Below are 14,230 nucleotides of genomic sequence, written 5' to 3' on the forward strand. Positions count from 1 at the left end.
AGCAAAGAAAGGCGCGCCCGAGATGGCGAAAGATTCCTTGAATTTCCGTAAGCGGGCGGAGACGGGGAAAACTCGCTTCGCTCAAACAGTTCCCCGTCTTTTTTCCGCCCGCCTACGAAAATTCAAGGCGCCATCTAGGGCAGGGTACGGCCACACCGTCTAGACGCTTGCGGTAGCGCCATGTCCGGGGAGGTCGGGCGTCGATCTTAGAACCCGTGACGCATGCCCACCATCACGCCGGTCTGTGACGACTTGGGCAGCGCGGCGGCCAGCACGGTGCCGGCGTCCTTCTGGTGGGTGTAGTCCATGCCGACGTACAGCCAGGTTCGCTTGCTGACCACGTAGTTCATGATCGCGTAGGCGGTGTAGCGCAGGCCGTCGGGGTTGCGCTGGCGCGTGGCCATGCCGCCCACCACCAGGTTGTATTGCCCACTGAAGTCGTACTTCACGCCGCCCAGGATCAGGTCGTTCTTGGTGGGCGTGCCGTCGCGGTAGTTGATGTAGCCGAGCATCAGCTTGGCGGGGCCGACCTGCACGCTGCCGCCCGTCGTCCACGTGCGGGTGGCGACCGACAGCAGGTCCTTCTGTTGCTCCCATGCGCCGCCAACGGCGAACGGGCCGCTGGCGTAGTTGAGCGATAGCGCGCTGTAGTTGCCCGCTGAAAACGCGCCCGCCTGTTCGCCCATGCCGACCATCACGCCCGGGCGCAGGCCGTTGAAATCGCCCACGTACTTGACCGAATTGTCGATGCGCACGCCGGTGGCGGTGACGTGCCACGCCGTTGCTCCCAGGTTGCCGATGGCGAGCGCGTCGTACTGGCCGGCCGTGTTGAAGACCAGGTTTTCCTGGCGCCCGAACGTGAGCGAGCCGAAGCCCCCCTCCAGGCCAACATAGGCTTGACGCCCGAACAGGCGCGACGTGGCTGGTGTGGTGGGCTTGTAGCCGCCCATGCCCATGTCGTTGGTCGAGCCGACACCCGTGTCCGGTGCGAAACCGCTGACCAGGTGGAACACGGCCTTCAGCCCGTTGCCCAGGTCTTCCGACCCGCGAATGCCGAAGCGGCTGCCGCTGTAGTAGCCGCCAACCTCTTCTGCCTTGCCGTGGCCGGCGGCATCGTTGTTGGTGCTGTAGCGCAGGCCGGTTTCCATCACGCCGTACAGCGTGACGCTGGATTGCGCGTGCGCGGCACCGCAAGCGAGCAGGGCCGCCAGTGTGGCGGCGGACAGTGGAATGGAACGGATCGAAGTGGTCATGTGGCTCCCTTGTCGTTGTATTGCCGGAGTGGGTTTCCGGATTGGCTCGGGGGCCGACTCTCAGGCAAGTCGTGTCTGTAAGGGTTGAAGTTACGCGCGCACCGGCAAAGCGCCGCGCACGCCTCGCCGGGTGGGGCGGCGCACGGTCTTTGTGCGGTGTGCGTAAGCCGCGGACTTACAGATTCTTGGGGGTTTTCCCTCGGGCCGGCGGTGCGGCACGGGGCTGCCGCTACACTGGCGACGTTTTCGCTTGCTCGCCGACATGCCTTCGCTCTCCGTGCCCGTACTCAATGCATTGCGTGACCAGTTGCCCGCGCTTTCACCGGCGCAGCAGGGTGTGGCGCGGTTGATCCTGGAGGCGCCGGAGCTGTCGCTCGAACAATCGGTCGAGACGCTGGCCGTGCGCGCGGGTGTGTCGATGCCGACCATTGTGCGGATGTGCCAGGCGCTCGGCTTCGAGGGCCTGCGCGAGTTCAAGGCCACGCTGGCTGCCGAACTGGCGCACGCGCAGCCGACGCTGCCGGGCCACGTCGGCCGGGCCGACCCGCCCGCACTGGTGGCCAGCAAGGTCATCGACGGTGCCACGCGCGCGCTGGCAAGGCTGCGCGACACGCTTTCCGCCACCCACATCGACGCCGCCGCCGAGCGCATCGCCCGTGCACGCCGTGTCGATTGCTATGCGGCCGGTGCGGCCTCGTCGTTCATGGCGAACGACATGCAGGCGCGGCTGATGCGGCTGGGGCTGGCGTCCAACGCCTACTTTGATGCGCACCTGCAGTTGGTGTCGGCCGCCACGCTGGGTGCATCGGACGTGGTGGTGGCGTTTTCGCACGTGGGGCGCATGCCGTATCTGCTGGAGTCGATTGCCTACGCGGCGGAGCAGGGCGCCTGCGTGATCGCCATCACCCAGGCGGGCACGCCGCTGGCCGAGCGCGCGCAGATCGCGCTGACGGTGGATGTGCCGGAAGATGCGGTGATGCGGGTCGGCACCGAGGCGTACCTGGTGCATCTGACGGTCATCGAGATCCTGATGACCTGTGTGGCGCAGCGCCGCGATGAGATGGTGCGCGCGCGCATGCGGGCGATCCAGCGGCTGCTCACAGAACGGAGCGTGGACCGCCCTTAATAAGGGCAAGCGTTACAGCCGGGCGATGATCAGCCCAAGCGTCAGCACGCTCCCCAGCCCGAAGATCGTCCAGCCGACAGTACGCCGCTTGGTGGTCAGCACCCACAGCCACAGGCCCGAGATCGACAGGAAGATCAGGCAGCCGGCCAGCGTATCGACCAGCAGAATCCACGGCACTGTCATGCCGACACCCTTGTGCAGATTGTTGAGCGTGGCGAGGAAGCCGTTGTCGGTTTGGCGAATCGATACCGAGCGGTTGCCGGCCCAGTACTCGGCCTGAACCTGCGTGGTGGCATTGCCGAAGCTGAAGGTCCACTGCTCGGGCTGCATCAGTGGCTTGGCGGTTTCACGCGGGGTGTCACCTTCGGTCTTGGCGGCGCTGTCCCCCGACCCGTCCTGACCTTCCTTGGCCTCCTTGTGACCTTCCCCCTTGGCCGGACGCTCGGCCCAGGCTACAGGCTTGGCCTTCTCCACGCGGATGCGGTTGGCGGGTTCCGAAATGCTTAGCGTTTGTTGCAGCCACGCTCCCATGGCCTCGGGCGTGGCAGGCATGGGATCGGGCAGGGCGATCTGCGTGTTCGTGCGCTGCTGCGCCACCGGCAGTTTCAGCACGGCGCGGTGGTTCAGCCAGATGCCGGAGACGCCGAAGATCAGCCCGATCACCGCCCCCCACAGCCCGAACCAGCCGTGTGTCTTGCGTAGCCAGCGCACCAGGGTGGCGCGGTGGTTGGCAGGGTGTTCGGCTTTGGCTTTGGCCGGGCGGGCGTTTGCCGCCGGCTTGACGCCGGGTTCGGCCGAAATGGGGGGATGCGACAGGTCGGTCATGAGGCACATGGCGACACTGCGGCCGCCGATGGGAGACAAATCGACCGGTCAATATAAATGAGAATGATTCTCGTTGCAATGCGTGTGCGCTTACAACGTAATCCGTTCCAGCGCCCGCCGCGATGCTTCATCCGCCGGATAGAAACACTCGATGCGCATTTCCTGCAGCCCCGCATCGCGCGGTGTACCGAGCGTGGTGAGCGTGGTGAACAGCGAGAGCGTCACACCGTCGCGCTGCACGGTCACGGGCAGGAAGGGCAGCGGATCGCCGGTGCCGGCTGCCGTGGGCGACGACGGCGCTTCCGCCGCATCGAACAGGGCGGGCTGCAGCGCGCGAATGTCGTGCAGCAGGCGCTGCGTGGCCGGGTCGATGGCGTGCAGGGCCAGTTCCTGCCGCACGCGCCGGGCGAGGTAGCGGCCGACTTCTTCGCGGTTGACCATCGCCTGCCACAGCCCGGTCGGGTCGAACACCAGCTTCATCATGTTGACGGCACCGGGCGCGCCCTCGGAGCGGTCGTCACCGATGGCCCAGCGCATTAGGCGCCGGTGCGCGGCGTTGGCGTCGAGCAGGTGCCAGAAGCGGTCGAGCACGATGGCCGGATAGGGCGCCTGCTTATCGAGGATCAGCTTCACCGCGTGGCGCACTGCCTGCATCATCGGCGAGGTTTCGTCAGATGGCGTGGCCAGGCCCTGCTCTGGGTACGCGGGCGCGAAGCCGGCGGCCAGCAGCATCTGGTTGCGATGGCGCAGCGGCACGTTCAGTTCTTCGGCCAGTTGCAGGATCATGTTGCGGCTGGGTGCGGCACGCGCCGATTCCAGAAAGCTCACGTGCCGCTGCGACACCCCGGCTGCCAGCGCCAGGGCCAACTGGCTGTAGCCGCGCCGGGTGCGCCAAAAGCGCAGCAGTTGCGGGAAGCGGGTCAGCGCGGCTTCGGGCGGCTCGGCGCTGGCCTGGGCGACGTCGGCGTCATCCAGCACGGCGGTGCTGTCGGCGGAGGGAGGCTGGGCGGGTTTCATGGCACCTATTGAAGCAGAGTCGGGTAGGTGCGGCGATTACCTGTCGCGTAATTGTGACCGCCACCCCTGCTGCCCATACTGCCAGCATCCTCGACACCCCGAGCGGAGTGCCCTATGCAGCGCGAACCGATGGACTACCCCGCCGATGCGCTTCCCACCCGTGAGGACCACGTGCGCACGGCCGACGGCTGGTTGCTGCCCGTGACTGTCACCAGCCCAGGGCTGGGTGCACACGGCACGGTGGTGATCTGCTCGGCGCTGGGCGTGCCGCGCCAGTTCTATGGCGCCTTTGCGCGCGGGCTTTGCCTGGCCGGCTGGTGCGTGGTGACGTTCGACTATCGCGGTATTGGGGACGCACTGGCCACCGGGCCTGCGCATTTGTCACCTGCGCCGCGCTTTGCCGATTGGGGCCGGCAGGACATCGACGCCGTGCTCAAGTGGGTGCACGACACGCTCGTCCCCGAGGGCTGTGGCGGGCGCAGGCTGGTGGTGCTCGGCCATAGCGCGGGCGGACAACTGGCCGGGCTGGCGCCGCACATCGTGCATGCCGATGCGCTGGTCCATGTGGCGGTGTCGCTGCCCAATGCGCGGCTGTGGCCCTGGCGGGGGCTGCTGAGCCGGTCGCAGCTGGCGTGGCTGTTGCGCGTGCGGATTCCGCTGATGGCGGCCCGTGTGCGCGGCGGCATGCTGCCGCTGTCTGCCGTCGGGATGGGGCCGATGGCGATTCCGGCCACCATCCTGGGCGATTGGGCGCGCTTTGCCCGGCAGCGCGGCTACCTGTTCGCGCCGGGGGCGGGGTTGGACACGTCGCGCTACCCGAGGCTCGCGGTGCCGCTGCTCGCCTGGGGTTTTGATGACGACCCGATGGCGCCTGCCCGCGCCATCGATGCGCTGGTTGCGCAGTTTCCCGCCGCCAGCGTCACGCGCCGGCAGGTGGGCGGCGCTGCGCTGCCAGCCAAGGGCGTCGGCCACATGGGCTTCTTCCGCGCGTCGTCCGGTGCATCGTGGTGGCGCGAAACGGTGACGTGGCTGGACGCATTGCCCGCCCTCGCCTGAGGTCTGGCGAACTTAGAACGTGTAGACGACACCCGTGCCGCCAAAGTAGCTCTGCTTGTTCTGCACGATCGGGCTCTTGGCGGCGTTGCCCAGCAGGCGCGTGGTGCCGATCGCCGTCTGCATGGCCCAGTGGCGCGAGAAGGCGTGTGTCCAGGCCACCGTCACCGAAGCGGCCTGCGGACCGCTGCCCGCGTCGTACTGCGCAAAGCCGCTGTTGATCGACTGCTGCGGCGTCACCCCGAAGTACGTCTGCATGTACTTGCGCGAGCCGAAATGCAGGCTCGGGCTCACGCTGATCTTGCTGGTGCCCCAGCTCACCAGCGGCGTTGCCATGTCGATGTGCCCGGACCAGCCGCGCTCGCGGTTGGTGAGTGGCACCTCCAGCGAGGCGGTAGCCGTGGTCTCGCCGACGATCTTGCCGCCCACCGTGAACACGCCCAGCAGCGAGCCCTTCACCGAGCCCATGCCTTTCAGGTAGTCCGAGCCGGGGCGGCCATAGCGGTTGGTGTCGGAGCGGCCCGGGTCATATGACAGCGCAGCCGACGCGAACATGCCGTTCAGGAAGCGGATGGCATAGCCCGCACCGCCCTGGGTTGGGTCGATGAACCAGCCGTTGCCGAAATCCGCCCGGAAGCCTGGGCCGGCGGTCACGGTGTACTGCTTGCCTCCCTGGTAGCGCGGGGCCACGCCTGCGTTGAGCGACAGCGAGTACGAAGCCTCGTCGGCATACGCAGACGCTGCCGGCAGCCACATGCCCGAGAGCAGAACCAGGTAAGGAATGGAGAAGCGGGATGCAAGACGCTGGGGGAGACGCAGGGAGAGATGAGTCGACACGTAGGACCTCTTGTTGGACCTCTTGAGAGAGAGTCCGCAGTCTGGCGAGAGGCCGCGCGCACGTCTGTCTGGAAATTGCCAGGAAGTTGTGCGCAATTGTGCGCGAGTGTTTGCAAGTTTCGCCGGGCCCTCCACTTGCAAGCCGCCCGCCGTACACTGCGCCCCATCAAAAGAAAAACGGGGGTATGAGCGATGACGGCGATGACCGACGAGCCGCTCAAGACCAAGGTGCTGCTGATCGAAGACGACGACCGTCTCGCGCAGCTCATCAGTGAATACCTGAGCAACTACGAATTTGCCGTGGAGGTGGTGCGCCGGGGCGACATCGCCGTGGCTGCCGTGCGCGAGCATGAGCCGGCGCTGGTGATCCTGGACCTGATGCTGCCGCACATGGACGGCATGGAAGTGTGCCGGCGCATTCGCGGGTTCTCACGCGTGCCGGTGCTGATCCTGACGGCGCGCGTGGATACCTACGACCAGGTGGCAGGCCTGGAGATTGGCGCCGACGACTACGTGCTCAAGCCCATCGAGCCGCGCCTGCTGGTGGCACGGGCCCGCGCCTTGCTGCGCCGCGCTTTGCCGGCCATGTCGAATTCGGAACCGGCTGCGCCCCATGACGACACGCTTGTCTTTGGCGAGCTGGCCATCTCGCCGCCCAATCGCACTGTGAGCTGGCGCGGTCAGCCGGTCGACCTGAAGACGGCCGAGTTCAACCTGTTGCTGATCCTGGCGCGCGCCGCGGGCACCGTGCTCAGCCGTGACGACATCCTCAAGCAGCTGCGCGGCATCGAGTTCGACGGGCTGGACCGCACCGTGGATTCGGGCATCTCGCGCCTGCGCCGCCGCTTTGGCGATGCCTCACCCGAGCCACACAAGATCAAGACGATCTGGGGGCGCGGCTATCTGTTCAGCCCATCGGCCTGGGAGGATTGAGCCGTGCTCAAGTCCCTATTGAAGCTTTACGCCATGGTGGTGCTGGCGGCGGCGCTGGCGCTGATTGGTGTCAACAAGTCCTTTGTCTGGTTGTTTCACGACACCCTCACGCATGGTGAGCGCGAGGTGCGCAAGGGCTATGCCTTTACGCTGCAGGACTACCTGGACCATGCGGGCCCGGCCGGCCGCGACGCCGCACTGGCGCGCCTGAACAAAAACGCGTGGGAGAAGTTCGATCTGGTCGACCCGGATACCGTGCCGGATCTGTCCGCCCAGCAGCGGCACGATCTGGCCGACCACAAGCTCATCCTGATGACCAACGGCAAGGACTACTACCTGCCGCTGCGCGATGGCACCGTGTTGCATGCCTACAGCGCAGACATGGACTACCTCGGCATCCAGTTGATCGCCTACTCGCTGATCGCCATTGCTGCGTTGTTGCCCCTGCTGGCCTGGGTCTGGCTGCACTGGCGCGACCTGCGTGCGTTGGAAGAGGCGGCGCGCGGTTTTGGCGCGGGCAAGCTGTCGACGCGCGCCCAGTTGCCCAAGCGCTCCAACGTGTACGGCCTGGCGCGCCAGTTCAACGAGATGGCCGAGCGCATTCAGGGATCGATCCAGCACCAGCGCGAGATGATGAACGGCATCTCGCACGAGCTGAAGACGCCGATCGCGCGGCTGGAATTCGGCATCGCGCTGCTGCAGTCCCCCGTGCCCGAGGCGCAGCGCACCCTGCGCCTGGACGCCCTGCGCCATGACGTGCGTGAGCTGGACGAACTGGTCAGCGAACTGCTGGCCCTGAGCCGCCTGGAGCAGGGCGCCACGCACCTCGTGCTGATGCGCGTGGCGGTGGGCGAGTGGCTCGACAGTGTGGTCGCCAGCGTCGCCAACGATGTGGCGGACCGCCAGCTCACGCTGGCCGTGCACACGGAGGCAGCCCCCACCCACCATGTGTGCGATCCGCGCCTGGTGGCGCGTGCGTTGCTCAACCTGATCCGCAACGCCGCGCGCTATGCACGCAACACCATCACCGTTCGGGTGGAGACCGGCCACGCCGGTGCGCTGCTCCTGACCGTGGAAGACGACGGCCCCGGCATTCCGGCGCCAGACCGTGCACGCGTGTTCGAGCCCTTCCTGCGCCTGGACGCCAGCCGCGACCGCCACACCGGCGGCTTCGGCCTGGGCCTGGCGATCGTTCGGCGTATCGCGCTGGTACATGGCGGCGAAATCCGGCTCGATGCCGCAGAGGGTGGCGGCGCGCGCTTTGCGATGCTGCTGCCGGCGATGAGCATACCGCCGATCTAAGCGGCGTCCCCTTCCGAGCCCGGCCGATGCAGGAACGCGCTGGGGCTCTGACCGAACGCCCGGCGGAACATCGCCGAGAACGCGCTCTGGCTGTTGTAGCCCAGCGCCTGCGCCACGCGTGCGAGCGGCACCCCCTTCGACATCATCGGAATGGCGCTGGCGAGCACCGCCTGCTGACGCCACTGAGAAAAGCTCACACCCAGTTCCTCACGAAAGCGCCGCGCCAGCGTGCGCTCGCTGGCGCCCACGTCACGGGCCAGGGCATCGAAGGTGAGTGGCGTGCCGGGGTCGGCCATCACGCGCTCACAGAGGGCGCGCAGGCGCTTGTCGGTGGGCATGGGCAGATCCAGCGGCAGCGGGGCGCTGTGGCGGATTTCGTCGAGGATCAGGGCGCCCATCGCCTGCTCGCGCGCGGGCGGCAGCGGGTGGCGTACGTCCATCGCCGCGATGAGCTCGCGCAGCAACGGTGACACCTCCATCACACGGCACTGCGCCAGCGTGCCCGTCGCCAGCGACGGGTCGGCGTACAGGGTGCGCAGGAATGCTGCCTCGACCACCCACACCTCATGCTCGATGCCGGGCGGAATCCAGATTGCGCGTGAGGGCGGCACCACCCAGGCTGTGTCGCCGGCCTGCACGCGCAACACGCTGTTGTGGCTGTACGCCACCTGCGCCCACGGATGCGTATGGCGCGGGAAGCGCGTGTTGGCGTCCATCTGCCGCGTGTACAACCGCACCGGATGCGCCGGAGAGGGCGGCGTGCGGCCTTCGACATCGGTGGGCAGGAGGCGCTGTGGCATGGCGGGTTTGCGACAGAAGCGGTGGCGTGAGTCTAAAACGACCCCGGCAGGACTTGTCGAAGCCCCTGCGCGATGGCAGGCTATCGCCCGCGTGAATGATGTTCCGCGCGACCAGAACGACAAAGCGGGCCGCCCAGGCGGCCTCGACAATAACGCCGTTGCCCAAGATGTGACGGTGAAGGGTGCTAGCAATGCAAACGGGAAATCACACGCGTAGCCGGGGGGCGCGCGGAAGAACCTGGCGCGGCCGGCCGTGGGCCGCCGCGCTTGCGGTCTCGCTCACGCTGTACACGGTGCTCGCGGCGTCTGTCGCCCGCGCCGACATCAGCGTCATCCAATCGTTGCCGCTATCCGGCTCACAGGCTGCCACGGGGCGCGCGCTCAATGCTGGCGCCCGGCTGTACTTCGACTGGCTCAACCTCGACGGCGGCATCAATGGCGAATACATCCGCCTGGTCGCCCGCGACGATGAGCAGAAGGTCGAGCAGACCGTGCGCAACGTGCGCGACATGGCCAAGATCGACAACCCGGTGGCGGCGCTCACCATCGTGGGCACCGCCAATGTGGAAGCGCTCATGCGCAACGGCGTGCTGGCCGAGGCCAACCTGCCGCTGGTTGGCCCGGCCACTGGCGCCACCACCATGACGGGCGATCCGTGGGTGTTCCCCATCAAGGCGAGCTACCAGCAGGAGATGGACAAGATGGTGAGTGCGCTGGTCACCATCGGCATCACGCGCATCGGTGTGCTGTATCAGGACGATGCGCTGGGCAAGGAGGCGCTGGCGGGCGTGGAGCGCACGCTGAAACCCTACAAGCTGACGATTGCTGCCACGGCCTCGTACCCGCGCAACACGGCCGCCGTCGGCCCGGCGGTGGACAAGCTGCTGGGTACCGATGTGCAGGCGATCTTCCTGGGGGCCACGGCGGAGCCCGCCGCACAGTTCGTCAAGCAGTACCGGGCGCGCGGGGGCGGGGCGCAACTGCTTGGGCTGTCGTCCATCGATCCGGGCATCCTGCTCAAGGTGGCGGGCATCGAGGCGGTGCGAGGCTACTCGCTGGCGCTGGTGATGCCCAACCCGGGCAAGAGCGTGAACCCCGTCATCCGTGAATTCAACCGCGCCCGCACGGCCGTGGGCGCCAAGGATGTCGACCTGTCATTCCGCGCGGTGGAGGGCTTTGTGGCGGCCAAGGTGCTGGCCGAAGCCGTGCGCCGCGCCGGCTCCAAGCCCACGCGCGACCAGGTGCGCCGCGAGCTGGCCAACCTGCGCAACTTTGATGTGGGCGGCGGGTTTGTGGTGGATTTTTCTGATCGCACACGACCGGGCTCGCACTATGTGGAGCTGGGCGTGGTCGGGCCGAACGGGCTGGTGATTCAGTAACGCTGCGCGCAAGGTTCGAACCTCAAACGCGAGGCTTTGAACTCGGACTGTCGAGCTTGGAACTCCGCGTGTGAGGCTTTGGGCTCGGATCGTGACGTTCATCACTCGGCACGTGAGGCTTTCAGCTCGACCCATGCGTCTTTTGGCTCGGCGAATGGATATCGGAGAGCCATGTGTGAGGTTTTTTGCTTCGAAGGTCGAGTTCAGTGCTCGGCAGGCGGTGCTCTGAGCGTGAAACGTGAGGGTTGGGGGCTTGTTGGCGCGCGTTCGTCGGAATGAGGGTGGGGGTTTCTGGTGTTGGTGCATCCCCGGTATCGTCCCCTGCCGGGGCCGACTCACTTTTCTTTGTCTTGCCAAAGAAAAGTAAGCAAAAGAAAGGCGCGCCCGAGATGGCGACTTCCCCTTGGATTTGTGCAACCGGGCGGAGACGGGAAAAACTCGCTGCGCTCAGACAGTTCCCCGTCTTTTTTCCGCCCGCTTACAAAAATCCAAGGCGCCATCAAGGGCAGGAAAGTCAAAGGCCAAACCGGCGGTCAACGAATGTGAGCGCCAAGGCGGGGGTGACGCCGATGCGCGCAGCGGCACCCAAGACGAAGTTGTGCGCAGGCAAGAGATTGTTTGCTTTTCCTCTGCCCTATGCGGCGCCTTGAATTTCTGTGAGCGTGCGGATAAAGGAAGGAGCCTTGTCTGAGCGCAGCGAGTTTGGCTCCTTCCCCGCACGGTCACAGAAATTCAAGGAGTCTTTCGCCGCATCGGGCGCGCCTTTCTTTGCTTACTTTCTTTGGCAAGACAAAGAAAGTGAGTCAGCCCCGGCAGGGGATGAAACAAGGGATGGACCACCAGGGCCCGCCCCGGCAGGGGGTGAAACAAGCGATACACCACAAAAAAAATCCCCCGAGACAAGCCCCGGGGGAGGATTCATCCGCAAACTGCGCCAGTGATCAGGCAGCCGGGGCGGTGCCCGCGCCGTGCACGTGCTTGCCTGCCGGCTTGACGATTGCCAGGGTGGCGATCAGCCCGCACAGCGCAGCAAACGACACCCATACGCCCGGCATTGCTTTGTTGCCGGTGGCGTGGATCAGCCACGTGGCAATAGCCGGGGTGAAGCCGCCAAAGATGGCCGTGGCCAGGCTGTACGCCAGCGAGAAACCGGTGGTGCGCACTTCCGGCGGCATGATCTCGGTGAGCGTAACGACCATCGCGCCGTTGTAGCTGCCGTACAGGAATGACAACCACAGCAACACGGTCAGCATGCGGGCGAACGACGGTGCGCTCACCAGCCACTGCATCGCGGGGTAGGCCGTCAGCAGCATCAGCACGGTAAAGAGGATCAGCAGCGGGCGGCGGCCCACACGGTCAGACACCGCGCCCATCACCGGCAGCCAGAAGAAGTTGGAAGCGCCTACGCACAGCGTGACGATCAGGCTGTCCATGTCCGACAGGTGCAGCACGCTCTTGCCGAAGGTCGGCGTGTACGCAGTGATCAGGTAGAACGACACCGTGGTCATCACCACCATCAGCGTGCCCGCGCCCACCAGGCGCCAGTTCTGGCCCATCGAGCGGAACACGGCAGCCAGGTCCGGACGGTGCTTGCGCTTCTGGAACTCCTCCGTCTCTTGCAGCGAGCGGCGGATGATGAACAGGAACGGCACGATCAGGCAGCCGATGATGAACGGCACGCGCCAGCCCCACGCGCTCATTTCAGACGGCGGCAACAGGAACGACATCAACACGCCCAGCAGCGCGGCAAACATCACCGCCACCTGCTGGCTGGCCGACTGCCAGCTCACGAAGAAGCCCTTCTTGCCCGGGGTGGCGATTTCGGCCAGGTAGACCGACACACCGCCCAGTTCCACGCCCGCAGAGAAGCCCTGCAGCAACCGGCCGATCAGCACCAGCAGCGGCGCCGCCAGCCCGATGGTGGCGTAGCCCGGCACCAGCGCGATCAGCAGCGTGCCGCACGCCATCAGCGCCAGCGTCACGATCAGGCCCACGCGGCGGCCGTGGCGGTCGATATAGGCGCCGAGGAAGATCGCCCCCAGCGGCCGCATCAGGAAGCCGGCGCCGAAGGTCACCAGCGACAGCATCAGCGACAGGAATTCGTTGCCTGCAGGGAAGAAGGTGTCCGCAATGGCCTTGGCGTAGTAGCCGTAGACCATGAAGTCGTACATCTCCAGAAAGTTGCCGCTGACCACCCGGAAGATGGCGCGGGCCTTGGATTCGTTGGGGTTATGGGTATGCATGGGGTGCCTCACTCAACAGCTTGGGTACAACGTGAAGGTGAACCGGGCAGCGCTGCGGTGCGCGTTGCCCGGGCCGCCTCGTAAAAAGTGGTGATGTGGTACGGGGTGCTCGACGGCATGTCGGCGCGCAGGCACTGGCCGGTGGCGGCGTCGATCACCTCATGCCAGCCGTGCGCGTGCAGGAAGCGCGCAAACCACGCCGGCAGCATGTGCGCGAGCATCGCGCCGTGGGTTTCGGTGCATAGCGCGAGGGCTCGACCGTATTCGGTCTGCGCCCAGATGCGCTGGCTGGCGTCGCGCATGGCGCCATCCAGGCCGAGTGCGAGGCACACGCCCTGCGTGTCCGGGTCGACGCCCAGGCTGCAGGCGGTGTCGAGGGCGCGGCCGAGCGTTTCGGCCAGGTGGCGGCCAGCGTCGGAGCGGGTGAATACGTCGGCATGCGCCCGCACGAGGTAGAACCATTCGAACTGGTGACCGGGCTCGATGCGGTTGTCCGGACTGGCTTCGTCGACGGGCAATTCGGTGATGCTGCCCGTGCGCGTATCGATGAAGCGCGCGAGGATGCCCTCGGCCAGCGTGCGCACGCCGGCTTCAGCCCAGGCGGGCGGTTCGCCCAGCGCGGCGGCGGCCAGGTAGGCCTCGGTCAGGTGCATCACCGGGTTTTGCGCAACGCCGGCCAGGGGCACGGCAAATGCCGCATCCATGGCGGCCACCGGCAGCGCGGCGGTATTCGTATCCGTGCCCGCACGGGCAAAGCGGCGTGCAATCACCTCGTGCGCGTCGTCCATCAGGGCGGCGGCGCGCGGGTCATCGCTCACGGCTAGCCAGTGGGCGGCCGCGAACAGCACGAAGGCGTGCGTATACAGATCCTTGGTGGTGTCCTGCGGGGCGAGCGCGCTGTCGATCGAGAACAGCCAGCCGCCGTTGATGGTGTCGCGAAAGCGTGTGTCAAGCGCGTGACACAGCGCGGCGGCGCGCTCGGCGCACAGCGCCTGGTGTCGCGTCGAGAGCTGTGTGGCGCGCGCAAATGTATACAGTTGCCGCGCGCAGGCCATGGCGCGGTAGCGCGACGTCGATGTGGGCGCCAGCGTGCCGTTCTCGGCGATCAGCGCCTCATAGCAGAGCCCCGCCTGGGCGTTCCAGCCGGGCCCGAGCCACATGGGCAGCAGGACGTCGTCGTAGAAACGATCGAACGCCTCCAGGGCGACCGTCATGTCGGACGATTGGCCCGTGCCAGGCAGCGAAGTCTTGGAAAACGTTGGAAACATGTGCGCCGTGAGAATCGTGGCGAATGGCTTGGGGCCAGTAGGGCGTGAATTGTGCGCCAATTGAAGAATAGGCGCCACGCGGATCGGCCCCAATCCCGGTTTTGGTGAAGGGTTGTGGGTCCAATGAAAGGTTTCTTGCTGGATGCTGCCTGGGCGGGTGTTTATGCGAAGATGGCTCACCCTTGGTTTGGCCT

12 protein-coding genes are annotated in these 14,230 nt (G+C 66.4%); 5 read left to right on the forward strand and 7 right to left on the reverse strand.

Annotation, left to right across the window (positions count from 1 at the left end; genetic code table 11):
• Window positions 1–206: 206 nt before the first annotated feature.
• Window positions 207–1,253: a porin gene (locus R2N11_RS10460; protein WP_316681039.1), complete on the reverse strand. Its 1,047-nt coding sequence runs from the start codon at window positions 1,251–1,253 to the stop codon at window positions 207–209.
• 262 nt (window positions 1,254–1,515) lie between these two features.
• Between R2N11_RS10460 and R2N11_RS10465 the strand changes: the two genes are divergently transcribed.
• The gene (locus R2N11_RS10465; protein WP_199030907.1) at window positions 1,516–2,379 is read left to right on the forward strand and encodes a MurR/RpiR family transcriptional regulator; all 864 of its coding nucleotides are present in this window, start codon (window positions 1,516–1,518) and stop codon (window positions 2,377–2,379) included.
• Between the two features lie 12 nt (window positions 2,380–2,391).
• Here the strand turns inward: R2N11_RS10465 and R2N11_RS10470 are convergent, their stop codons facing one another.
• Both R2N11_RS10470 and R2N11_RS10475 read right to left on the reverse strand, forming a co-directional pair.
• Window positions 2,392–3,204, reverse strand: a complete 813-nt coding sequence (locus tag R2N11_RS10470; protein WP_316681071.1) for a PepSY-associated TM helix domain-containing protein — start codon at window positions 3,202–3,204, stop codon at window positions 2,392–2,394.
• A gap of 90 nt (window positions 3,205–3,294) precedes the next feature.
• Window positions 3,295–4,221: a helix-turn-helix domain-containing protein gene (locus tag R2N11_RS10475; RefSeq protein WP_316681040.1), complete on the reverse strand. Its 927-nt coding sequence runs from the start codon at window positions 4,219–4,221 to the stop codon at window positions 3,295–3,297.
• A gap of 114 nt (window positions 4,222–4,335) precedes the next feature.
• Here R2N11_RS10475 and R2N11_RS10480 point away from each other — a divergent pair, with 114 nt between their 5' ends.
• Window positions 4,336–5,277, forward strand: coding sequence for an alpha/beta hydrolase family protein (locus tag R2N11_RS10480; RefSeq protein WP_316681041.1), 942 nt, complete (start codon window positions 4,336–4,338; stop codon window positions 5,275–5,277).
• 12 nt (window positions 5,278–5,289) lie between these two features.
• Here R2N11_RS10480 and R2N11_RS10485 read toward each other — a convergent pair whose 3' ends face one another.
• The gene (locus R2N11_RS10485; RefSeq protein WP_316681042.1) at window positions 5,290–6,111 is read right to left on the reverse strand and encodes a MipA/OmpV family protein; all 822 of its coding nucleotides are present in this window, start codon (window positions 6,109–6,111) and stop codon (window positions 5,290–5,292) included.
• 201 nt (window positions 6,112–6,312) lie between these two features.
• Here R2N11_RS10485 and R2N11_RS10490 point away from each other — a divergent pair, with 201 nt between their 5' ends.
• Window positions 6,313–7,044, forward strand: a complete 732-nt coding sequence (locus R2N11_RS10490; protein ID WP_199030919.1) for a response regulator — start codon at window positions 6,313–6,315, stop codon at window positions 7,042–7,044.
• 3 nt (window positions 7,045–7,047) lie between these two features.
• The gene (locus R2N11_RS10495) at window positions 7,048–8,346 is read left to right on the forward strand and encodes an ATP-binding protein (protein ID WP_316681043.1); all 1,299 of its coding nucleotides are present in this window, start codon (window positions 7,048–7,050) and stop codon (window positions 8,344–8,346) included.
• Here R2N11_RS10495 and R2N11_RS10500 read toward each other — a convergent pair.
• Window positions 8,343–9,146: an AraC family transcriptional regulator gene (locus R2N11_RS10500; RefSeq protein ID WP_199030911.1), complete on the reverse strand. Its 804-nt coding sequence runs from the start codon at window positions 9,144–9,146 to the stop codon at window positions 8,343–8,345. The two genes, R2N11_RS10495 and R2N11_RS10500, sit on opposite strands and share 4 nt — an antisense overlap.
• 191 nt (window positions 9,147–9,337) lie before the next feature.
• On the opposite strand from R2N11_RS10500, the gene R2N11_RS10505 reads away from it, so the two are divergent.
• On the forward strand, window positions 9,338–10,525 hold the full coding sequence (locus R2N11_RS10505) for an ABC transporter substrate-binding protein (protein WP_316681044.1): 1,188 nt from the start codon (window positions 9,338–9,340) through the stop codon (window positions 10,523–10,525).
• A gap of 941 nt (window positions 10,526–11,466) precedes the next feature.
• On the opposite strand, the gene tcuC is transcribed toward R2N11_RS10505, so the two are convergent.
• Both tcuC and R2N11_RS10515 read right to left on the reverse strand, forming a co-directional pair.
• Entirely contained in the window at window positions 11,467–12,768 is a 1,302-nt protein-coding gene (gene tcuC / locus R2N11_RS10510) for an MFS transporter (protein ID WP_199030913.1), read from the reverse strand.
• An 8-nt stretch (window positions 12,769–12,776) separates the two neighbouring features.
• Window positions 12,777–14,036: an AGE family epimerase/isomerase gene (locus R2N11_RS10515; protein ID WP_316681045.1), complete on the reverse strand. Its 1,260-nt coding sequence runs from the start codon at window positions 14,034–14,036 to the stop codon at window positions 12,777–12,779.
• Window positions 14,037–14,230: the final 194 nt, after the last annotated feature.

It is taken from the genome of Ralstonia flaminis, from assembly GCF_958415495.1.
GTDB lineage: Bacteria > Pseudomonadota > Gammaproteobacteria > Burkholderiales > Burkholderiaceae > Ralstonia > Ralstonia flaminis.